Origin of the sequence: Gilliamella apicola (genome assembly GCF_003202655.1) — a bacterium.
GTDB lineage: Bacteria > Pseudomonadota > Gammaproteobacteria > Enterobacterales > Orbaceae > Gilliamella > Gilliamella apicola_R.
This window is the reverse complement of record NZ_QGLR01000012.1, coordinates 32,815-55,244: the sequence shown is the minus strand read 5'-3', so window position 1 is coordinate 55,244 and position 22,430 is coordinate 32,815. Positions and strand designations below refer to the sequence as shown.

The following is a 22,430-nucleotide window of genomic DNA, read 5'->3' as shown; positions in this document are numbered from 1 at the left end:
AAAGAAAAGATAATGCATCAATTTGTTTACATTTAAAATCTTAATTATAAAAGAGTTATAACTAACTTAACGATACAATTTGTAATTGATTATTTTTTTAGGGAAAAATAACTAATTCAAAATGCTAGATTAACCGCTTAATTGCGGTTTTTTTATGCTTGTTTATAGACAATTAACCTTAATTTTAATTCATGGTAGACACTATATTTTCGCTAATTATCTATTTTAAATAAAGTTTCTCTCATCACTTTTACTAATTTTTGACATAGTCAAAACTAGATACCTTAGTGAAGAGCTACAGCATCGACAGCAACGCTAGACACACACAACCAACCAATGCTTAGCTAGCACGCTGTCATTTCTATTAACTAACATAAAGATTTTATCATGCCAATAAAAGACCCAAACAACGTCAACTGGACGGTTGTTGTATACCTATTTATTATTACTTCGCTCGGTTCATTAGCAAGCTATTCTTATCATGTTATAAATGGTGGTAAATTCAGAGTTGGTACGTTGATAGGTCAGATATGTGTATCAACTTTTGCTGGTTCTCTTGTGGTTCTTGCTGCTAGTTATTTTAACTGGGATTTTGAACTAGCAGGCGGTATAGCTGGGTTAGCAGGTTGGTCGGGCGCAACACTGATTAAAGCGCTGGAAGAAAGACTGATTAAAAAAGCCAAAGGAGATAACTAATGCAACTAACCGAACATTTTACGCTTGAGGAATTTACCCGCTCAACCACAGGCGAGAGAGCCAAAATAAACAATTCTGTACCAGTTCAATTAATGCCCAATATCAAGCTAACTGCCAATAAATTGGAGTGCGTAAGAAAAGTTTTAGGTTTCCCGATTATTATCACATCAGGCTATCGTTGTCCGGCACTCAATACTCAAGTAGGCGGTTCACCAACTAGCGCGCACACCAAAGGGCTTGCCGTTGATTTTCATAGCTCATACGGAACGCCTAAAGAGATTTGCCAACGTTTGATTGATGCCGGTGTGCAGTTTGACAAATTAATCCAGGAGCACAACCAATGGGTACATATTGGATTTAGTCCGAGCAATAACCGCCAAATCGTGTTAACTGCGGTTAAACAGGGCGGTAAAACAGTTTACGTCAATGGGTTAGTCTGATGGATAAATTAAAACTACTTTATAAGCTGTCTCCGATAATATTATTAATTATTGTTATTTTTAGCATTTATTTTGCTTATCAATGTTTTGAAGATGAACAAACAGCAAAACAGAAAATGACTGAATTATCTTCACAGATGCAACAATTACAGCAAACTATCGAGAGAAATAATCAGATTATTGCCGCTAACGAACAATCAAAACGTGAGCTAGAAAATCAATCTATTTCACGTCAGGAGCAGATCAATGAACAACTTAAATATAATGATTGCGCTAATCAGTTCGTGCCTATGTCTATCTCTGGTAGCCTGTACAACCGAGCGAAAAGTTTACGTGAATCAGCCAATTCCAGCAAATCTGCTCAGTGATTGCATAGCAAATTTACCACCACAAAAAATGACATTCGGCGATAGTGTTAGCTATAACGAGCATCTCTTGAATGTTATTGAGATGTGCAATCAAGATAAAAGGGCAATAAAAAAAATAATTAGCGTAATCAATTAAATTGAGCTTAGTTTTTAACTTTTACTCTATACAAATAAACCATGTTTATATAATTTAACTATTTGATTTGCATAATGATATTTATAGATTTTTAATCTATAGGAAACATAGATGCAATAATATACTAATAACAATTGAAACATTTCAATGTTAAAAGTCACCCTAACTACGAATTAAATATATAACTCTATCGAGCATCATAAGAGCTATACCTTTAATAATCAGTAAGTAAAAATTAACCTATTTGCCGCTTAATTGCGGTTTTTTTTATTTTTGGAGAAACTAACATGACTGAAGTACAAAAATCACAAAGCGAATATACCAAAACTAGAGATATCGGTGTATTTATTAGTAAAGATCCTTCAACAAAATTCATCACTGATACCACCCCAAAATTAAGTTTAGAGTGTACGGTAACCGACTATTCCATGACATCACCAGAAGGTGAAGAGATTGATGTCTCAACACTTTCATCTCGTACCAAAGAAACCATTAGTGGATTACCGGCTGAACCAACTGTATCAATGAACGTTAATTTTGTTATTGCAAATGATGGTCAAAAAGCTTTAAGAGAATCCTATGAGTCAGGTAATAATTACGCATTTAAAATCCAACATGAGGATGGTAGTTCTGTTGACTGGATTGCGCGTGTTACCAATTTTGAGTTTAAAGGTGAAAAGAATGGCATTTTAACTGGTTCATTCGCATTCAAAGTAAAAGGCTCATTTGTGTTTAATGAACCGACTCCAGCTAATTAATTTGTGGAGAAAACATCATAATGAATTTAAAGAAAATTATCACTGCTAAAAATTCAGGCTTTCGCACTAAAGAGTTTCAGGTGGCAGAATGGAATACAACAATTTGTGTTCGAGAACCGTTACATATTGATTTTTATCGTTATGTAAAATCCATTGAAAAAACGTCAAAAGATGACTCATTAACTGAGCAAGAAAAAGACTTACTTAATATCAAAGCTGAAACTTTATTATTTGCTGCAACCGTAATTGATAAAAACGGTAATCTTATTTTCAATAGTAATGACAGTAAAGAAATGGAGGCGTTAGTAGAAAGTTATGGTCCTGTTCATACTCGAGTACTGAATAAAGCCCTCGAATTGATAGAGTTAAATAACGATCCTCTCAAAGAGGCTGAAAAAAAGTAGAAAATGAACCAGAGCTTTTCTTTAAATTAAAGCTAGCATTAAGGCTTGGTAAAACACTAGCTGAACTTGAGCAATCACTTTCAGCTAGTGAATTTTACTACTGGGTCGCATTTGATAAATTAAATCCTATCAGTGACGAGCGAAATGACTGGCATGCAGCTCAAATTTCTTCATCTATATACCGCTCACAAGGTGGAAAAGTCTCTTTCGACGACTGTTTAATTAAATTTAGAGAAGAGAAAAAGCAACCAGTCACTTTATTCGACGCATTATCTAACTTAATTGGAAAATAATATGGCTATACCGCGAGAATTGGTGATACGACTCAGTGCAAATTCAGAATCGTATCAACGAGAAATTAAAAGAGCAACCCGTCTTGGTAATGATTATTACAAAACAATGGAGAAATATTCACGGCGTTTTGATCAACACATTGCTAACAATAAGAAATCAATTCAAGCAATCAATGCGCATTTAAGTAAGTTAAAAATTTCAGCCTCCGAGATGACCAAAACACTTGGAGTTGATTTTTCAATTACTGGTATTTTGAAAATGGCCGATGACTATGGGCAAATGGCCAATCGCGTCAAAATGGCAATAGATTCAGTTGGTGGATCTGCTGATGATTATCAATTAGTTCAAGACAGGTTACTTGCAATAAGTAACAGAAATGGTAAAGCGATTTCAGATTCCCAAAAGTTATATATTGCGACTGCTTCATCAATGTCTGATTTAGGTTACAGTACTAATGAAACGGTCGATTTTATCGAGGCGATGTCAAATAGTTATAAAATAAATGCGACATCAGCAACTGACGTATCGACAAGTATAAAAGCAATTAATGAATCACTGCTTACGGGTAAAGTAAGCGGTGATGATTTTAAAACAATATTGTCATCAACATCTAATGTTGCTACTGCATTATCTGACTCCATGGGAGAATCTGAAGCTACCATTATCCAACTCGGTATGTCTGGTGAAATTTCAATGCGTCAACTTTCTGATGCGATGATTAACGCCAAAGATAAAACGGGTAAAATGGCAGATGCCATGGGTGATACGCTTCAAGGTGGCTTTAATGCAATATCTAATGATTTTGGACAATTAGTCAACGAATTAAATAATAGTCTTGGATTAACTAATAATATATCGAAGGCTTTAAAAATTTTAGCTGATAATATTGGATTAGTTTCCGTTGCTGGAGCAGCAGTTGTATCGGCCAAATTTAGCAATTATCTAAATGGTGCATATACATCATTAAAAAAAGTTTCAGTTCAAATAGTAGATCAAATTAATAAAACCAGAAATCTAGCATTAGCTCAAAAACATCTTGCTGAGTCTGAGCTGCAAAAAATAGCAGTTGAAAAACAATCTATTGCAAGCACCAAACAGGCGGCAATTGCTAGATTGCAAAATATTTCCGGTATTAGTTCTAGCATATATGTACGAAGAGCTGTCTTAGCACTTGAAGCTCAAGAAATTGCTCTAACTGAAAGGGAAACGCAGGCTAAAAATGGTCTTAGGGCAGCAAATGAGAGACTTAAGTTGTCAAGTAGCGCAATGACTATTTTAACTCGTGCCGGTAGTACCTTGTTAGGAGTACTTGGTGGCCCATTAGGATTAGCGATGACAGCCATAGCTGTTGGGACAGCTTTTTTCTCAATGAGAGATGGCGCGAATAGTGCTAAAAAACCAATCGAAGAGCTACAATTACCTGTTGATCAATTGATTGCAAAATACAAAGAACTTGATAAAGCACGTCAAGGTAACATTAGAGCAGGACTTGACGCGGAAATTAAAGTCAATGTAAAAGCTGTTAATAGCGACGTATCAGAAATTAAAAAAATATTAACTGACAAATTAACAGAGCTAATACCGTCATTTGATTATTCAAGTTTTTCACCGTACATCTCGCCAGAAAATGAAAATGCAATAGCTAAATATATTAATCAAATTGAGGTGTTAAAAAATAAAGTTATAGAGGGGGAAATTACCTCAAAAGAGTTCGGAGAGGGAATTAATGAAGCAGGTATAAGTTTAATTAATGCAACGGGTGGTGGAGAACAGTTCACAAACCTTCTTAACACAATAACAGGCTCGTTATTGCAAAATATAGCAGCACTAGCAGAAACCAAAATAAAGATAGATGCCACTAAAAAAGCGTCAGAGGAAACGGCTGGAGGTCTTAAAAAGCTTGACGTAGCAGATTTTCCAAACCTCGGTTACCAACTTCGTATATTAAACCAAGATCTAGAAACAAACAGTCAAAAAACAGGATTATCCGCGGAACAGGTTTACATATTAGCCGGTTTACAAAAAGCAGCGGGTAATGCAGCATTGGCACATTCAGAAGACCTTATTGCTTTAGTGACCAATCAGGAACTATCAGCAGAAATGTCAGATGAATTAGCTGAAAAATTGAAAGAGTACATTGAGAAGTTACGAAAGTCTTATCAAGAACAAGAGAAGCTAAAGCGTAGTAGTTTGGATAAAAATCCAACTAATCTTTATCAATCCCAACTTGGAAAACTTAACGATCAAATTAATGCCTATAAAGATATCACTGAACTTCAAAAAATCCGACGCCAATTAGCAGAGGGTGAATTAAAAGTATTATCTGGTGAGCAAAAAAAAGCTTTAGAAAATAAAGCCATTGAGATTGATCAACTTAATGCCCAAAAAGAATACAAATCTATTCTTGATTCAATGCGTAGTCCTACCGAACAACAATTTGATAGTTACAAACAAAATCTGTCAGTTCTTGAAAAAAGTAACGTTTCCTTGCAAGAACGTGAAGAGTTGCTTAAAAAAATGAATCAAAAAATGGTTCAATCAGCGCCTACGTTAAGTATTCAAAATTCTTATAATGGACCAGGTAGTGAGCTAATCAAAGTTGCTGAAGATGAAAAAAACCTCAAAGATTGGCAGCAACAACAGTTAGCAATTCAAACTGATTTGCTAAATGCTAAGTTAATAAATCATCAAGAATATGCTGACGCAGTTTTGAGCATCGAGGAAACTATGCAGAATAAGCAACAAGAGTTGCAATCTGTATATACAATGGCGGCGTTAGGTACATTTTCAACACTAACTGGTTCAATTGCTGATATGTTCAAACAAACAGCTGGTGAATCATCAGCTGCATATAAAGTGATGTTTTTAGCTAGTAAGGCTTCTGCTATTGCTCAAGCTATTATTAGTACAGAAGTTGCAGCATCAAAAGCGCTTGAACTTGGCCCTATTTTTGGTATTTCCGCTGCAAGTTGGATCAGAGGATTAGGTTATGCTTCAGTCGGATTGATTGCAGCTCAAACCATTTCAGGTATGGCGCATAGTGGTATCGATAGTATTCCTCGCGAAGGAACTTGGTTACTCGATAAAGGCGAGAGAGTTGTTGATGCGCGCACAAATGCTGATTTAAAAAATTTCCTTGATGCATCTAAATCATCTGGCGGCAGTATTACTGTAAATGTACCAGTCAATGTTGGCGGAGGTGATATTAGCGAGGAAGACGGCAAAGAAATCGGTATAATGATAAAACAATCAGTGTTATCAATACTAGACGAACAAATGCGACCTGGTGGTAAATTAAATCGTCGTTGATTTAATAACTAAAATTTCATACCATTCATTATATATTAGTGACATAAGGATGAATGGAATGAAATGGTTTATCATATCAATTTTGGTTGTAGGTACATTAGTATCAACATTTTTAATATATGTACATGAAAGTGTTAGCTATGATGATGTTTTTTTATATGACTTGAAGCAAAGATGTTCCTTTGCAACTAAAGAACGTATGGTGGCGCCATCGTCGTATAAAATTCTAGAATTATCCTTGACTAGTAAGAAAAACTGGAGCCAAGATAGAATTGATAATTACTTTTCAAGAAATCGAATATATTCATCATTAAAAGAAAAGTATAATGATCCCAAAAATTTCTATAACACAACTGCTTTGGTTAAATTTTCATCCAAAAACCGAATGGGTGTTGATTTAGTCGGTTATTCTTCATGCGAATATTATATTGACAACACTCGTGAACCAAGAGTTGATGAAATTGGAGAAATAGATATTGATGGACATAATTACAAAAAAGATAGCTTGGATTATATTTATGCTGAATTAACATTGAATAAACATGGGATAAAATATTCGTTAATAGACAAGATAAAAACCTTAATGAATATAGAGTTTGAGTATAAACGATAAATATAACCAACTAAATTAATTGTAGATCTCCAACTTTTATTTCCCGATCATAAGATCGGGAATGCGTCTAACACAATACCCATATGAGAGAATACGTTCGCTATCTCGTTACAGTTTTGTGCTCCAGATCTCCTTTTGAGTAATTTAAGGCGTAGTTATGATGCGACGAGTGGCGTAAAACAGTGTTGCCTGTATTCACTGGGATTAATCAATAATAGAGATGAATTTTGACCCTATTGAGTTACAGTTGTTTAGTATTTGTAAACAAACATTAGCCACTGCTATCAATCCGTTGAATGATTTGCGAGAAAAAATAGAATCGTCAGCGTTAAAATGTCACCATTAAAGAATTACAGGGCGTGCAAATGTGGTTCGTCAAATCGCTTACTTGATCAGATACCCGCTTATAGCCAAGTTACATAAGCAAATAACCTAAAAAATAGAGTCATTTTGCTAATAATAAATCACTAAAAACATCTCAATAAAATCATGCAAAAAAACAGTAAAAAAGTTGGTGGAAATTTATCGCTTAGTATTTTAACTAATAAACAATAAGTTATAATAAGTGTTCCCTGTATACACAGGGATAAACCGTGTTTTATCAGTATTTCAAATGGGAGCTCTAGGTGTTCCCTGTATACACAGGGATAAACCGGCAGAGGTATCACAAACCATGAGAATACTAATGTGTTCCCTGTATACACAGGGATAAACCGTTCGAGTTTTTATCAACCCACATCCCCAGAGTGTGTTCCCTGTATACACAGGGATAAACCGAGACAATCGAATATCTTATTAGAAATGGTTTTGTGTTCCCTGTATACACAGGGATAAACCGACAAAGATGACATTATTCGATTTTTAGAAAAGGTGTTCCCTGTACACACAGGGATAAACCGGTTTTTATGAGGGAGCTAATCGGCGTTTATTAGTGTACCCTTTATGTACTGGGATAATAGGTGCACAGTTACAAAAAGAATAACGAATAGAAGAATTACTAAAAGTTTATTGATTTAACTGTCGAAATTTCATACCATTTAAAAAATGAACACATTAGGATGGAAAGTATGAAAAGGATTTTGTTTTGTTTATTGTTTTTCCCTTTTCTAGTTAGCGCAAATTCGAATTTAACCGAAAATGATATATCTACATATTTAGCTGACATATGCAAGTCAACCCCTTATTATTTCACACAACAAATGAATGGATTAATCATAAAGGATAATAGCCAAAGTACTATCGGGAAAATTTCACGTGAAGATATAAACAAATACAAATTAATAGAAAAATATAAAAACCTTGGTGATGATGCGTTCAAAAGTTATGCAACAATAATTGACATGACTGGTGAAATAAATATCAAGAATATTCACTCTGAAACCAGAATTGCGGGTGTGTGTTTAGTTTTAGTCGCTCAAGATGACATAATGAGTGTAACTGCTGACTATGTGATGGCGCATAGTGAGGGTATTTCAAAATTACCCATTGCAATCATGGAAACCCTAGTAAATAAAAACGTAAATGAACTTGAAACGTTGTTAGAGAAAATAAAAAAATTTAACTAGTAAAGTTGTACCTAGAGGGGAGCATTGCCGTGTAGGTCGTTTAGAAATCTAGAGGACGACAATACATCATTGATTTATACCGTATAGGTAACTAAAAATTCACAATTAAAATTCACACATACCGCCTGTTGGCGGTTTTTTATTGTCTGGAGAAAATATGGAAACATTCAGTTGGGAGCTTGCTCCAGGTTTAACAGTTAAAGCTGAACCAAGGGTCAAACTTATCAAATTTGGTGATGGTTACGAACAACGCGTTAGAGATGGGATTAATAACGATCTACGTTTATATGACGTAAGTTTGAATGTTCCTAGAGATGATGCTGCTATGATTGATGACTTTCTAACGCGGCATGGTGGTGTTCATGCCTTCAAATGGCGAGAGCCAAACACCAATCGATTAATCACAGTTAAATGTCCATCATGGTCAACAAATGTTAAACATACAGTAATATCAATTACTGCAACATTTGAGGAGGTTGTAGTATGATACCGCAAAAAATGCTACTCGATATAACTAAAATAGCACAAGATGCGATTGTTGATTTGTATGAAGTTGATTTAACTAAAATTGTCGGCAACAAAACTATATTTCGATTTCACAATGGATTAAATGAGCTGAGACGACCGATAACGTGGCAATGTAATATCTATGAACCTTATCCCATAAAAGTTGAAGGTTTTGAAAAGAATGGACAGGGTGTGAGTAACCGTCCAACAATGAGTGTTAGTAATGCGATGGGCTTTATCAATGGTCTAATTGCTGATTTTGACGGTTTACTTGGTGCAATTGTCACCCGTCATGAAGTGCCTGTCAAATATCTAGATGCGGTGAATTTTGAGAACGGTAATCAATATGCCGATCCGTTTTGCGAAATTATCTCAAATTATGTGATTGAGCAGGTAAAACAACAAAATTCAATGGTTGTTACATTTGAATTAGCATTGCCATGCGAGTCCGACGGTGCATTAATTCCGGCTCGTGTCATTGTTGCTAACACTTGCAATTGGATATATCGCTCGTCGGAATGTGGTTATACAGGCGGTGCAGTAGCGGATGAGTTCGACAAACCAACAAACGACATCACTAAAGATAAATGTAGCCGATGTTTAACTGGTTGTAAACTTCGTCATGGCCAATACGGTATTCTACCATTTGGTGGTTTTCCTACTGCTGCAAAATTATCCTAGTCAAAACTCAATAATTACAAATCTATTTCCCCCTTAAATATACCTAAAAATCAGGTTAAATAATGAAAAAAGAGATACTCAATCATGCTAAACAATGCGGTGAGGCTGAATGCTGCGGTTTTGTTATTGATAATAAAATCTATATGCCATGCAACAATATATCAGCAACACCGACAAAAACATTTGAAATATCCCCCGATGATTGGATAAAAGCTGAAGAGAAGGGTGAGATTACAGCAGTTGTACATTCTCATCCTGACGGTGAGCCAATTCTTAGTGAGGCTGATCAAATTTATCAACAGTTTACAGGTTTAGATTGGTGGCTGCTATGTGATAACCAAATTCATAAATTTAGATATATAAAACCATTATTAGGTCGAGAGTTTCAACACGGAAAAATCGATTGCCTAACAATAGTACGTGACGCCTATATGCTTGCTGGTATTGAACTACCTGACTATGAACGTCAGGACGATTGGTGGCACAACGGTCAAAACCTCTATCTAGATTTACTGCCCCAAAACGGGTTTGTGCAAGTTGATGCGCAAGAACTGCAAGAAGGCGATATCATCATCATTTGTCTAGGCTCATCAACACCTAACCATGCAGCCATCTACATTGGCAACCAACAAATCTTACATCACTGTCCAAATCGTCTATCTAAACGAGATATGTACGGCGGTTTTTGGATGGACTATACGCATTCAATATGGAGACATAAAAAATGGCAAAAATTCGGCTTTATGGCGATCTTAAACAATATGGCGATAAGTTCAATATGAACGTTGAAACAGCAGCAGAAGCATTAAATGGTTTGTATTGTCAGATAAAAGGCTTAAAAAAGCAAATTATGAACGGTTTTTTTCGCGTACGAATTAATGGTGTAGATATGAATGAGGGCAATTTACAGTTTGGGTTGCATAGCCGAATTCCTCAAAATGCCGTGATTCATATTGTACCCAAAACAGAAGGTGCAAAAGGTGGGGCATTCAGCTTTATCGCAGGTGCTGTAATGTTTGTTGTTGGGGCTATTTTTTACTGGACGCCAATGGGTTATCCATTGATGGCAACAGGTGTGGGCTTAATGATCGGTGGTGTAGCCATGATGCTAACCAAGCTACCCAAAACCGAGAAATTAGCCGATGGCGGTACTAATAAAAACACCTCTTTTTCTAATCTGGACAACACGATAGCACAGGGTGCACCAGTACCACTTTGCTACGGATTAACAAAAATAGGCTCTAAAGTTTTATCACAGGGGTTGGAAACAATAGATGGGTAAAGGTAAAAAAAAGGCTAAAACGCCCACAGAGGCGCAAGATAACTTAAAATCAAATCAGCAACTGAGTATTATTGATTTGTTGTGTGAAGGACAGATAGAAGGACCAGTGAATGGCCTACAAAGCGTTTTTTTAAACGATACGCCAATTCAAGCACCAAACGGTTCATACAACTTCAAGGGAGTTGAAGTCGAATGGACGGCTGGCGTTCAGTCACAAGCACCGCTTGAGAGTTTTCTAGCAACGGAAAACGAAGTGCCTGTTAATCTTGAGGTAAAGGCATCAACCCCGATTGTACGAACCATTACCGACCCCAATATTGACAGAGTTCGGGTTACAGTTGGTGTACAGTCATTAAGCTCAACGGACAAAAAAGGCAACATTAACCGAACATCGGTGTCAATGGCAATTCAAATCGGTACGGGCCACATGTGGGAAACGGTAAAAACTGTTGATTTAATCGATAAAAAAACCCGCTCACAGTATTTAACATCGGTTATTTTATATGATTTACCTCCGAAACCGTTTAACATTCGAGTAGTGCGCAGAACGCAAGATAGCACGTCATCATTATTAGCTAATAATACGCTGTGGAGTTCGTACACAGAAATTTATGATACCAAATTTTCATATCCAAATACTGCGGTAGTTGGACTAAAATTCGATTCATCGCAATTTAGTGGTGTACCTCGCCGAAACTATTTAATCAAAGGTATGATAGTTAAAGTGCCTGACAATTACGACCCTGAGACGAGAGAATATAAAGGTTTTTGGTCAGGAAATTTCAAGCTTGCTTGGACAAATAACCCAGCTTGGATATTTTACGATATTTTGACCAACACACGTTACGGTATGGGGAATCGCATCAGTCAATTCGGTGTCGATAAATTTGCGTTATATACCATTTCTCAATATTGTGATCAGTTAGTCGATGACGGTTTCGGTGGCAAAGAGCCAAGATTTACCTGTAATTGCTATATTACCGAGCAACGACAGGCGTATGAGGTTATTCATGATTTATGCTCGATATTTCGGGCGATGCCGATTTGGGACGGTACACAATATACAGCCGTTATGGATAGACCAAGTGACCCTGTGGCGATTTATTCAAATGCGAACGTTGTCGATGGTCAGTTCAACTACACGTCAGCCGCGCAAAAATCACGGCATACAGCTGTGCACGTACGTTATATTGACCCCAATAATAACTGGGAGACCACAACCGAATACGTTGCTGATGATGAGTTAATTAAACGATTCGGGTTGAATGTTGCTCAAGTCGATGCATTTGGCTGTACATCGAGAGGGCAGGCACATAGAGTTGGGAAATGGCTAATTCAAACCGAAAAATTAGAGACACAAACCGTTACATTCAATGTAGGACGTGAAGGTATTAGACATTTGCCTGGGGATATTATTGGTATTACTGATAATGATTTTGCAGGTACGACTATCGGTGGACGAATTTTAGAGGCAAATGGTAGTACTATTAAGTTAGACCGTGATATTGACATTAAAAATATGAAAAATGCGTATTTAAGTGTAACTGATACCAATATGCAACTACATAAAATTAAAATTCAAGCACAAGTCAAACCCAATCAGCTTGTTTTGGTAAATAGTGTTAGTGTTGATGATTATTCTGTTTGGGGACTATATGACAATAAAATCAAGCCACGATTATTCAAAGCTCTTTCCATTACAGAAAACAGTGATGGCACTTACTCTATCACTGCGCTAGAACATGAAACTAGGAAAGAAGAAATTGTTGATAACGGCGCTAAATTTGAAGAGGAAAGCGGTTCTATTTTTAGTTGGTTAATTCCGCCTGTAGAGCAGCTGCAGACTGAAATTATCCCTGAATCTGATCTATATCAAGCACGATTATCATGGTCTACACCTCGCACGATTCAAAACTTGAGATTCGAAGTAAAAATCTATCGTGATGATAAACTAATTAGTCGTGAAACTGTTAATAATACTGAATATTACCTATCAGACTTGCAACAAGGTAAATTCAATGCAACAGTCAGAGGAGTGGGAGAAGACGGGCGATTAGGTGATGAAAGAACTATCGCATTTTCAATATTACCACCAGCAAAACCTTCAGGATTAGTATTAACGCCAAGTGCATTTAATATTGCAGTTCGCCCAGTTATGACAGCAACATCTAGCTTAGGTACTCAGTTTGAATTTTATAAAGGCACCACCAAAGCAGAAGTCGAGGCACAGACCAACTACTTGGGTCGCGCCATGTCATTAACAGATGTTGACTGCACCCCAGATACCGAATATTGGTATGGTGTAAATGCGGTTAATGTTGTTGGGCGTTCAGAAATGTTTATTGCTAACACTCGAACATTAGTTGCAGAAAATGGCGCAGGTGGTCTATTTAGAATTCAAACAGGTGATGGTAAATTTCCTGCTAATGATAATGCAACGCAGATGTTTTATCGTGAATTTGGCTTTTATCCCGCTCGTGATACGACATTAATCATTTACTCACTAGCCTCTGACGGTAAAGTTTCGCACTCAGAAGCTAGGCTATACAACGGTGCACAGTGGATAGAGCCAAAAATGTTCATTGATGGCGATTTAATTGCAACGGGTACAATGCGAGGTGATAGATTAATTGCTGGTACAGAAATCAAAGCGCCGCTAATAACGGGCGGGAAAATGGTTGCCGGTAGTGTAATAAGCGCAGGGACACCTCCAGTATTTGAGTTACTGCCTGATGGCACCGTCAATGCTCGTAAAGCCAATATCTCAGGAAATATTTATGCTAATTCTGGAGAACTAAATAATGTAATCATTAACAAAAATTGTCAAATAAGAGGTACTTTGGATGTTAATCAAATAAGGGGTAACGTTCTTTCAGCAAAACTTTTCAAGAAAGAGATTAGGATTGTAGAGACAAACCCAAACCAAAACGTTCATGTAATGAACATAGAAGCATCTGGAGAGTGGCAAAAATTATGTTTTATCGAAGAAATTAAAGTTGTCGGAGGGGTAATGGGATTGGGATCTGACTTTGAAAATATTCGTGGGAGTATGCGTTTTTTATTTAATGATCAATACCCCTATGAAGTTAATAAATTTTACATAAAAGGGGTGGGATTTCGTAATTTAATTTTACCTATTCCTCCATTTTCCAATGGTGAGCGAGTTAAAATATCATTAACTATTAATAAACCTGCTTCGGTTTCAATTAAATATACATTATCTTTTAACTCCCTAGTTTTTCTAATGAAAAACTCAAACGGTTTTCTACCTGACTAAACGATTAATATCTATTATGACATTAAACACCTAAATGTCATTAAACAAATGAGAAGAAAATATGGCAAAAATATCAGGAATTTTAACGGATGGTGCAGGTCAAATTATCAATGACTGCACTATCGAACTATATGCAAAAAAAACGACTAGCAAAGTATTAACTCAAACGCAAACATTTCAAGTGTCTGAGAACGGCAAATATTCAATGAATGTATTGCCATGTGAATATGAAGTTAGCTTAATCATTAACGGTTTCCCCAAAAAGCGACTTGGAAAAATCAATATTTATTCTGATTCAGTAGATGGTACATTAAACGATTATTTAATTAATCCCGAAGAAAGTGACTTAACTCCTGAATTTTTAAAGCAGATTTTTGATGCTCGAAATGAAGCAATAAAATCAGCAATAGATTCATATACATCAGCGAAAAAATCAGCAGATAGTGCTAACCATGCTAATACATCAGAAACCAATGCGAAATCATCTGCCGATGCGGCGAAAGTAAGTGCTGCTGAAGCAGCAACAAGTTCACAATTAGCATCAAAATCGGCGATAACAGCAACAGATGCAGCAAGTGTTGCAACTACAAGTTCAGATACTGCGAAAATTTATGCAGATAATGCAAATAATTCGGCAAAAGAGGCTAACCAGTCAGCTATAAACTCGGCAAATAGTGCTAAATCCGCAAATACATCTGAAGTTAATGCAAAATCATCAGCGGTAGCCGCAAAAAATAGTGCTGACAATGCAAAAGAGTGGGCGTCAACTATTGACCCGCAGACAATTATGCGATATTGCGGCGATTTAGATAATATACCTCCCAACCATCTAGGAGCATTGGCTAAAGGAATATATTATCAAAAACATGATGCTAAGGCGCTCGTGGAACTAGGTTACCCGATTCAAGAGGCAGGGTCATTGATAATTTTACCGACTTTGACCGAGGGCAACCAAAGCTGTGTACAAATATATACACTCTATAAATCAGGTCGTCAATTTATTAGAAATTATAGAGGTAGTACTGAAGGCGGATTTTGGGAAAATTGGGTAGAGCAAATAACTACAAATAATATTTCAGCCGATATTGCCAGAGCTTTACCTGCAACTAAAAGTGTAGTAAATGGCGTACCTACCTACTCAGTAGGTGATCATGTAGTCTTTAAAGATGCAATCGGTGAATTTCGATTGATGCCGTTCCGTGCTGGTGAATTGCCGTTTGGTTGGTATTTTAGAAACGGTGATAACTATCTGTTAAGTTCACCACAAGGTCGTGCTTTAAATGGGTTATCTGCTAATTATAAACGTGATCATCAAATAACAATTAAAGAAATTGATGGTCAGCAATATATTAATGTACCGTCCGCGTTTGCACCAGATGGTAGAGGATTTTTTGAAAGACCTGCAAATGGAACTACTCGCCAAGTAGGTAGTGCTGAGGATGACGCAATTAGAAATCTGTATGGCGAAATTCACCATATTTTTCACTGGAAAGATACCGTGCCGAACGGTGTCTTCAGAAAATTTCGAAATGACGATGGTTCTGGATTGAATAATAGAAATTATCCAGTTACTTGTCACGTGTCGGATTCTGATTACCCAGAGCAATCGGTTTTATTTAATGCATCATGGTTTGTTCCAACTGCTCATGAAAATCGACCACTGAATATTGCTCTGACCCCTACGATTTATTTGGGCGTCTAAACACCAAGGTATATTACTGGTGTTAACCCAATATTAATCGGGCGATTCTCATGTGCTGTCGGCACAACTCGTGATGCATCAAATAGAATATCTACGTGCCAACCATGCGCATTGCCATCGTACGCCGGAGACGCGATTGCATTAATATTAAATGCTCCTGTGGCATCTAATGCCGATACTATAAAATTGCCATATCTGGCCCAAATATTTCTGATGGCGTCATCTTCTGCACTACCTACTTGGCGAGTAGGTAAGAAATTAAATAGGAAAAATTATGATTAATTATTATTTTGATAACACAAATGCACTAAAACCATATACACATCAATTAGACGCTAACGATGATACGTTACCACCAGATAATGCATTACGGATTGCGCCAGAGTTTAAAGAAGGCTTTCACCCATGCGAGAAAAATGGTACATGGGTTTTAGTTGAGGATCATCGTGATGAAATAGTTTTCGATATTGAAACTAAAGAATCGGTTAAAATCGATTATTTAGGAGAAATAAAAGAAGGTTTTACATCACTGGAGCCGTTTCAGTTTTCAAAATGGAACGGTAAAAAATGGGTTTTAGATGAAGATGACCAAAACGCATTTAAAGTAAAACAGAATAAAATGTTAAAAAACTCACTATTAAATGAGGCTAATGAAAATATATCCATACTACAAGACGCGATAGATTTGGACATGTCAGAAAACGGTGATGAAGACAAATTGAACGCGTGGAAAAAATATCGAGTTTTGCTAAATCGCATTGATGTATCAAATATTGCTGTAATATTTCCTGAAAAGCCCTAAATGGGCTTTATCGGGAATATGGCCTTAATATCTGTTGCGTCCAATTTCTTAAAGTTAATTCGGTACAATTTCCATTTTTTTAACATTGCAACATCGTCATCTGTCGCCTCGTCGAACTCTATTTTATCGTTGAGTATATCTATTTCGCTGTTAGCTTCTTTGAATAAAGATTCTTTAATTTGCTGATTTTGAAAGATTATTTGCTCTTCTGTAAACTTCATTGGTTCGGGAGCAACGAGAGTTAATTTGCCGTTTTCGTATTTTAACTCTTTCCCCTCTTTATTAGCTTTAATAGCCATTTCTGCATATTCTTGATTTGTAATAGTCATGTTAATATCCTCTTACTGTCCAACGAACCATCACTGCTCCTGGAATACTTGATGTGTAGGAAGCAAGCCAAAATCCAGTTGGATAAACCTCAGCATACGCAAACTCCGTTTGTGCCCATGGTCCGTTATTAACTTTATCAACACTTATTCCATAATGATATGATTTCATTGGTTTTAATAAATTAATAAATGTTCCATTTACCGCATTAATGCTCTTCGTTTCTATATACTGAGCATCAGATAGTTCAATATATCCGTCTGAATAAACTTGATACCACGCGTTATCATTATGGTATGATTCAACAACATAAGTACGATTATTGAGAATATTTAAATTTGTATTTATTGAGTTAATTTTATTATTAACATCTGTTAAATCAGTAATTACAGATTTACCATTGACAGTCGGTACTTTTTCAAAAGAAATATTATCACCTACTTGTTTGATAGATACTTTATGGCTATGTTTTTAACAATTTTTTACACAAAAGAAAATTGTATGGCTAATCCGAACTCTATTTAATTAAAACCTAAGTTGATTTGTTGGATAACTAAAAGAATTATTATTCACGTAGTTAATGAGCATTTTTTATTTATGTTTTCCTGTTCGTTGAATTTAATTTTTTCCATTACATCGTCCATTTAAATAAGTTTTTCTTGAAACAATATACATTCTCCAATAATGTTTGGACCATCCATAAAGTTAAATTCGAACCCTTCTTTTAATATTTTTTTCGGCGCTTTTTCTGACAAAAAAATTCTTCCTCTGCTATTGTCCTATATCTCTAATCTCTCGGCGAAATATTAAATTTAAAAACGATAATCCAACTTTCTTTTAACTCTGGTAAATAAATTTGAGTATGTAAAACCTTCGTTGATGGTAAAAGTCTTTTTTCTCCATCAAATATAGTCCTATCCCAATTAAATAGTGATTTTATTATTTACACTCTACTTTAATTGAATTAACTTTTTAACTTCAGTCTTTCCATTTAAATCAGCAACCTCAATAGCCCTCACAGAACCTATTCCATCTAAGTGATCTGCTTTATAAGCAACTTTTGCTACTGCATCATCTACATCAAAATACACTACATTTTTTCTTATATAAAATCATTATGTTAATTGTACAGAACCATGTATAGTCTATTTAAAAACTCGTTTTTTAAAGATTAAGCAATTGCTTCTTAAATTGTAGAAACAAAAGAGCCTAGAACTCAAAAAGAATAAGGTTGTCAGGTTTAAAATTTCGATTTAGCCATATGGAATGATTAGCGATAGCCCAGATATCTATTCCCCTAAAAAATGGAAAGCAACTACTTGGTTAGCGAAAGTTTTAATTTAGGCTAGCGAAGATTTTTGCAAAGTATAAAGAAAAAAGCTATTGTTCTAAATAGCCTCAAAAGATTAAATAGAATTATTTAAATGAAAAGTTATATTTTAATTCATGAGTTAGCTGGTTCACGTATTGTAGCACAATGTGATGATGTAAAATTACAGCAACTATTAATAGCTTTAGGTTTTATAAAAGAACAGAATGATTTTTTTATTAAAAAAGTTGATACAGAGCAACAAAGAATCCACATTATTAAAAATTTAATGCAAAATTATCAAGTATTATTTGCAGATGGGCAAGATTGGAGTCCCGCTCAATTAATCTTGTATTATAGAGATCAAGGAATTATTGACGGAAAAATTAAAATCATTTCTTGGCAAAACCAGCATAAATATAAAATTATAGAAGAATAGAAGCAGGTTGACTTTGGCTTTACAGGGAACAAGCGTAATTTAAATACCTATCTGTATAGCAAAATTCAAAAAACATCTACTAGATTCAGCAGATAATGCATGGTGAGATCTTTTTTAGAGCGAAAAGTATGAATAATTTATTATTAAAAGTGGATAAAGCAATTGAAAAAATTTCAAATTCTTCAATTCATGATATTAAAGTAAGTGAAAATCAAAGGGATATTATTTTGAATTATTTAGATAATGTAAAAAAAAATATGTTATCGAATAATTATTTTGAGCTAATCGATGGCGCTCAAATATCATATTTTATAATTGATTCATGGAATTATAAAGAAAGTCTCACAACTGAATTATTATCCATTATTCAAAATTATGAAAAATGGGTAAAAAAAATTAATAACTAAACAATAATAACCAATTAAAATGAGTTGGCCTTTTTGTTTCAACTAGTCAACACCATTATCCTCAATCGCACTATTTCATTCAGACCGAGGAAAAGAGTTTGATAATCAATTACTCGATAGTTGATTTGTGGTATTGGGTATCACTCGCTCATTGAGCCATAAAAGATGTCCTTACGATAATGCTGTTGCTAAAGCGATATTTAAGACAATTAAAACTGAATTTGTCAAAAATGAGATATTCACCAATACGAATGAACTAAGGCAATGTACTACGACAACGTTTTTCTGCTTATGCATATTGGTACAACAACAATCGACTGCATTCATCATTAGGTTACTTGACGACTATAACATTTAATAAACAGTTACTCCTTAATTTTGTTGTATAAAAAAGTGTAGACATTCCAGATGAATTAATATCTAATCCTAATTATAAACCTTAAAATCCCCCAAAAATAGAATGTCCTTAGAAGTATTAAATATTAAAGGATTAGATTTAAAGAATAATAAAGTAATAAATCTAAACCTAGAATTGTTTGAGAGTGATGAAGAAGATGTGGTTTCAATAAGTATTTATTATGATAATAAAGAAATCAAAAAAAAAGGAGAATATTGGTTCCTTGTATTTCAAGAATTAAAAGATTTATTATTAGATAAATATATAGGACTACAATGTTATGGTTCGTTAATAAATGTATATCCTTCACCAATGATGATGAATATGGGAGGACATAAAGCATATTTTTTAAAAATAGGAGAACCATCACTAAACAAAGACATAGTAAATATTTTTGATTATATTGATATTTATGAATTTGCTACCAAAGAGCAACAAGATCAGTTCTATAATAAATGGTTAAATTCTATAATGAACAAATGATTTCAAAATAATAACATTTAAATGAATAATTTTTTTCTTTTACCGTACAAAAGATATTTTCTCACAATGGTATCTATGTAATTTTATTATAGATCATAATTTTTTCAATGGTGCAGAACAATGAATGATGTATTCAAAAGCATTATTATTTAAAGATGTAGAAATAGCTAAAAAAATATTAGAAACTAAATAACCAAGAATACCAAAAGAATTAGCTCGCAAAGTAAATTTTCTTGATTTATCTATATGGAATGAATAGGCACAAAAGATATTTTATCAAGGGAATTTTGCAAAATTTAACCAAAATGAGCATTTAAAAAAGATTCTACTTTCCACAGGAAATAAAATTCTAGTCGAAGCTAGTCCTCATGATATTATTTGAGGAGTAGGTATGAATGAAGATAATCCTGATATTTTAGATCCTAAAAATGGAAAGGCACTAATTGGCTAGGAGAAGTTTTAATGCAAGTTAGAGAAGATTTAAGCAAAGAAAAAAATATAAGGCTATCAATAATCACAGCCTTGTATGTTTCAACTGCTTAGTTTATCCAGTAATTCGAGTTGATCCTCAGGGATAAGGATTTTAATAAGTTTTAAAGCTAATGCTGCTGGTAAGTTTTTGACAATGAAATGCTCAAAGTCATACGTAATCCTAAAGGCCAATTGATTCGTTTTGAATATGATGCTTTAAGAAGAACGGCTAAAATGGTTAATTCAAAAATTTATTCCTTTTTTGAGGGAATAATGTTTTATTACCTAATGGAGCTTTGAGCTAGGTGAGCAATCTTAAATTGTATCTGATGATTTAGGATTGCTTATTTTCGATAAATCTGAACCGACCCATAACGTTACTACTTGGCTGTATGAAGATGGAAGCTTAGTGCCAACTGCTAAAATATCGGATGATAACACTTACTTTATTCTATCTGATTATTTTGAAAGCCCCGCTCAGGCTTACGATAAAGAAGGAAAGCTTGTTTGCAGGTAGCGTTTGATATTTATGGTAGAATCTGGGAAGATAACTTTAACAATAAGCATTTCTTACCTTTTAGATTCCAAGGTCAATACTACGATAGTGAGATAGATTTGTGCTACCAAAGGCACAGATATTACGACCCAAATATTGGTAACTTTATAAGCCAAGACCCGATTGGTTTAGCAGGTGGAAACCCGACAATGTACGGTTACGTTAAAGATTCCAATACGTGGATAGACCCATTCGGGTTGGATGTTTATGGACTTTATACTACTGCCGACGGTTGGTATCCTGTACATACAAAAGGACAACCACAGCCAACTTCATACGTATTTATGAAAAAAGACGAGTTGTATAAAATAGGGGAATCAAAAAATTCGGCAAACCGTTATTCTACAATAGCTTTAGATGAGGCAAGAATAAACAAATCAGGAGCTAAATCCGTTGGAGTAGATGCCAATGGTAAAGTTATACAGGGTCAAACAGCTGGACTAAGAATGGACTTTTTTGACCAAGGAGGTACTAAGCAAGCTGACCGTTTATTAGAAAATCAATTATTAGAAGATTATAAAAAACAAAATGGCGGTAATTTACCTGCGGGTAACAAAACTTGTCATTAAAGACAATAACTTATGGGTACTTTTTTAAAGATAACTTACGAATCAAGATACGCTGGAAATTTTGAAAATAATGTAAAACAAATAAAAGTTGTAAGATATATAATTGACAATCTAAATAATATGGCGTGGCAAGAATCTATATCTAACCAATTGCAAAAAATAGATAGACATCATACATCATTAAGCATTATTTTGAGATTGTTTGATATAAAAGATATTGAAGCAGGTAAATTAAAGTCTTATGCACGATATAAACAAAAAGAAGATAAACTTGTAATAGACCAAATGCTTGTTTTAAATGAATATATAAATTTTCCAGAGGACGAAATGCGTAACAAACTTTGTAATGATATTTTTATTTATTTAAAAGAGATATTGATAAAATACAAAGACCGTTTTTCAGATTTTAATTCTATTGCTTTTATTCCTTTATTAGAAGAGCGAATTAAAAAAATAAAAGATAACGAATTTGAGGATAATTTTTATGAAACAGAATCTTTTGCTATGTTAAAAAAAGCTGAAGAGTTAAAGAAAGATATAAATAATAAACTCAATCCTTAAAGTTTTCATTTAAAAAAAAAACCAGTAATTGGTTGTCCAACTATTGGGGGGCACTTCATCGAAGCGGTTTTTTACTT

The 22,430-nt window shown here is 34.7% G+C and carries 25 protein-coding genes, 2 pseudogenes and 1 CRISPR repeat array; of the genes and pseudogenes, 24 read left to right on the top strand and 3 right to left on the bottom strand.

The window, feature by feature from the left end; all coding sequences use genetic code 11:
- The first annotated feature begins 387 nt into the window (after positions 1–387).
- The 17 genes and pseudogenes from DKK70_RS10095 to DKK70_RS10015 all read left to right on the top strand — a co-directional run bounded on the left by DKK70_RS10095 (position 388) and on the right by DKK70_RS10015 (position 16,834).
- Positions 388–696, top strand: a complete 309-nt coding sequence (locus DKK70_RS10095; protein ID WP_110433885.1) for a phage holin family protein — start codon at positions 388–390, stop codon at positions 694–696.
- Positions 696–1,136 carry a D-Ala-D-Ala carboxypeptidase family metallohydrolase gene (locus DKK70_RS10090; protein WP_110433884.1) on the top strand — a complete coding sequence of 147 codons (441 nt, stop codon included), beginning with the start codon at positions 696–698 and terminating at the stop codon, positions 1,134–1,136. The genes DKK70_RS10095 and DKK70_RS10090 overlap by 1 nt, the downstream gene beginning before the upstream one ends.
- Positions 1,136–1,504, top strand: coding sequence for a DUF2570 domain-containing protein (locus DKK70_RS10085; RefSeq protein ID WP_110433883.1), 369 nt, complete (start codon positions 1,136–1,138; stop codon positions 1,502–1,504). The genes DKK70_RS10090 and DKK70_RS10085 overlap by 1 nt, the downstream gene beginning before the upstream one ends.
- Positions 1,401–1,640, top strand: a complete 240-nt coding sequence (gene lysC, locus DKK70_RS17780; RefSeq protein ID WP_445972080.1) for an Rz1-like lysis system protein LysC — start codon at positions 1,401–1,403, stop codon at positions 1,638–1,640. The genes DKK70_RS10085 and lysC overlap by 104 nt, the downstream gene beginning before the upstream one ends.
- 287 nt (positions 1,641–1,927) lie before the next feature.
- Complete coding sequence (locus tag DKK70_RS10075) at positions 1,928–2,398, top strand: phage tail tube protein (RefSeq protein WP_110433882.1); 471 nt, start codon at positions 1,928–1,930, stop codon at positions 2,396–2,398.
- A gap of 20 nt (positions 2,399–2,418) precedes the next feature.
- Positions 2,419–2,802: a phage tail assembly chaperone gene (locus DKK70_RS10070; RefSeq protein WP_110433881.1), complete on the top strand. Its 384-nt coding sequence runs from the start codon at positions 2,419–2,421 to the stop codon at positions 2,800–2,802.
- Positions 2,803–2,894: 92 nt separating this feature from the next.
- Positions 2,895–3,095: pseudogene (locus DKK70_RS17625) on the top strand (phage tail assembly protein T); the annotation flags it as partial.
- Between the two features lies 1 nt (position 3,096).
- Positions 3,097–6,405, top strand: a complete 3,309-nt coding sequence (locus DKK70_RS10060; protein ID WP_110433880.1) for a tape measure protein — start codon at positions 3,097–3,099, stop codon at positions 6,403–6,405.
- 58 nt (positions 6,406–6,463) lie between these two features.
- The gene (locus tag DKK70_RS10055) at positions 6,464–7,018 is read left to right on the top strand and encodes a hypothetical protein (protein WP_110433879.1); all 555 of its coding nucleotides are present in this window, start codon (positions 6,464–6,466) and stop codon (positions 7,016–7,018) included.
- 565 nt (positions 7,019–7,583) lie between these two features.
- Positions 7,584–7,917: direct repeats of the CRISPR family, unit length 29 nt; unit sequence GTGTTCCCTGTATACACAGGGATAAACCG.
- 168 nt (positions 7,918–8,085) lie between these two features.
- Positions 8,086–8,583 carry a hypothetical protein gene (locus DKK70_RS10050; RefSeq protein WP_110433878.1) on the top strand — a complete coding sequence of 166 codons (498 nt, stop codon included), beginning with the start codon at positions 8,086–8,088 and terminating at the stop codon, positions 8,581–8,583.
- Between the two features lie 157 nt (positions 8,584–8,740).
- On the top strand, positions 8,741–9,070 hold the full coding sequence (locus DKK70_RS10045) for a phage tail protein (RefSeq protein ID WP_110433877.1): 330 nt from the start codon (positions 8,741–8,743) through the stop codon (positions 9,068–9,070).
- Positions 9,067–9,771, top strand: a complete 705-nt coding sequence (locus DKK70_RS10040) for a phage minor tail protein L (protein WP_219999753.1) — start codon at positions 9,067–9,069, stop codon at positions 9,769–9,771. Before DKK70_RS10045 ends, DKK70_RS10040 begins: the two co-directional genes overlap by 4 nt.
- Positions 9,772–9,830: 59 nt before the next feature.
- Complete coding sequence (locus tag DKK70_RS10035) at positions 9,831–10,553, top strand: C40 family peptidase (protein ID WP_110433876.1); 723 nt, start codon at positions 9,831–9,833, stop codon at positions 10,551–10,553.
- Positions 10,496–11,053: a tail assembly protein gene (locus DKK70_RS10030; protein WP_110433875.1), complete on the top strand. Its 558-nt coding sequence runs from the start codon at positions 10,496–10,498 to the stop codon at positions 11,051–11,053. The genes DKK70_RS10035 and DKK70_RS10030 overlap by 58 nt, the downstream gene beginning before the upstream one ends.
- Positions 11,046–14,330: a TipJ family phage tail tip protein gene (gpJ, locus tag DKK70_RS10025; protein ID WP_110433874.1), complete on the top strand. Its 3,285-nt coding sequence runs from the start codon at positions 11,046–11,048 to the stop codon at positions 14,328–14,330. Before DKK70_RS10030 ends, gpJ begins: the two co-directional genes overlap by 8 nt.
- Positions 14,331–14,391: 61 nt before the next feature.
- Positions 14,392–16,032: a prophage tail fiber N-terminal domain-containing protein gene (locus DKK70_RS10020; RefSeq protein ID WP_110433873.1), complete on the top strand. Its 1,641-nt coding sequence runs from the start codon at positions 14,392–14,394 to the stop codon at positions 16,030–16,032.
- Between the two features lie 274 nt (positions 16,033–16,306).
- Complete coding sequence (locus tag DKK70_RS10015) at positions 16,307–16,834, top strand: tail fiber assembly protein (RefSeq protein ID WP_110433872.1); 528 nt, start codon at positions 16,307–16,309, stop codon at positions 16,832–16,834.
- Here the strand turns inward: DKK70_RS10015 and DKK70_RS10010 are convergent.
- The 3 genes from DKK70_RS10010 to DKK70_RS16810 all read right to left on the bottom strand — a co-directional run bounded on the left by DKK70_RS10010 (position 16,831) and on the right by DKK70_RS16810 (position 18,252).
- Entirely contained in the window at positions 16,831–17,163 is a 333-nt protein-coding gene (locus tag DKK70_RS10010; protein WP_110433871.1) for a tail fiber assembly protein, read from the bottom strand. The genes DKK70_RS10015 and DKK70_RS10010 overlap by 4 nt on opposite strands.
- Before the next feature lies 1 nt (position 17,164).
- Complete coding sequence (locus tag DKK70_RS16815) at positions 17,165–17,332, bottom strand: hypothetical protein (protein WP_181415983.1); 168 nt, start codon at positions 17,330–17,332, stop codon at positions 17,165–17,167.
- A 779-nt stretch (positions 17,333–18,111) separates the two neighbouring features.
- Positions 18,112–18,252, bottom strand: a complete 141-nt coding sequence (locus DKK70_RS16810; RefSeq protein WP_181415982.1) for a hypothetical protein — start codon at positions 18,250–18,252, stop codon at positions 18,112–18,114.
- A 333-nt stretch (positions 18,253–18,585) separates the two neighbouring features.
- Here DKK70_RS16810 and DKK70_RS10005 point away from each other — a divergent pair, with 333 nt between their 5' ends.
- From DKK70_RS10005 to DKK70_RS09980, 7 genes and pseudogenes are all read left to right on the top strand, one after another.
- The gene (locus DKK70_RS10005) at positions 18,586–18,909 is read left to right on the top strand and encodes a hypothetical protein (RefSeq protein ID WP_110433870.1); all 324 of its coding nucleotides are present in this window, start codon (positions 18,586–18,588) and stop codon (positions 18,907–18,909) included.
- 128 nt (positions 18,910–19,037) lie between these two features.
- Complete coding sequence (locus DKK70_RS10000; protein ID WP_110433869.1) at positions 19,038–19,316, top strand: hypothetical protein; 279 nt, start codon at positions 19,038–19,040, stop codon at positions 19,314–19,316.
- Positions 19,317–19,597: 281 nt separating this feature from the next.
- Positions 19,598–19,705, top strand: a pseudogene (locus tag DKK70_RS17620) (IS3 family transposase); the annotation flags it as partial.
- A 71-nt stretch (positions 19,706–19,776) separates the two neighbouring features.
- A complete protein-coding gene (locus DKK70_RS09995; protein ID WP_110433868.1) occupies positions 19,777–20,196 on the top strand; it encodes a hypothetical protein in 420 nt (139 codons plus the stop codon).
- A gap of 268 nt (positions 20,197–20,464) precedes the next feature.
- Positions 20,465–20,578 (top strand): NADAR domain-containing protein, encoded by a 114-nt coding sequence (locus tag DKK70_RS17615; RefSeq protein WP_219999767.1) that lies wholly within the window; start codon positions 20,465–20,467, stop codon positions 20,576–20,578.
- A gap of 596 nt (positions 20,579–21,174) precedes the next feature.
- Positions 21,175–21,792 (top strand): RHS repeat-associated core domain-containing protein, encoded by a 618-nt coding sequence (locus DKK70_RS09985; RefSeq protein ID WP_181415981.1) that lies wholly within the window; start codon positions 21,175–21,177, stop codon positions 21,790–21,792.
- Between the two features lie 12 nt (positions 21,793–21,804).
- Positions 21,805–22,353 (top strand): hypothetical protein, encoded by a 549-nt coding sequence (locus tag DKK70_RS09980; protein WP_181415980.1) that lies wholly within the window; start codon positions 21,805–21,807, stop codon positions 22,351–22,353.
- Positions 22,354–22,430 lie beyond the last annotated feature (77 nt).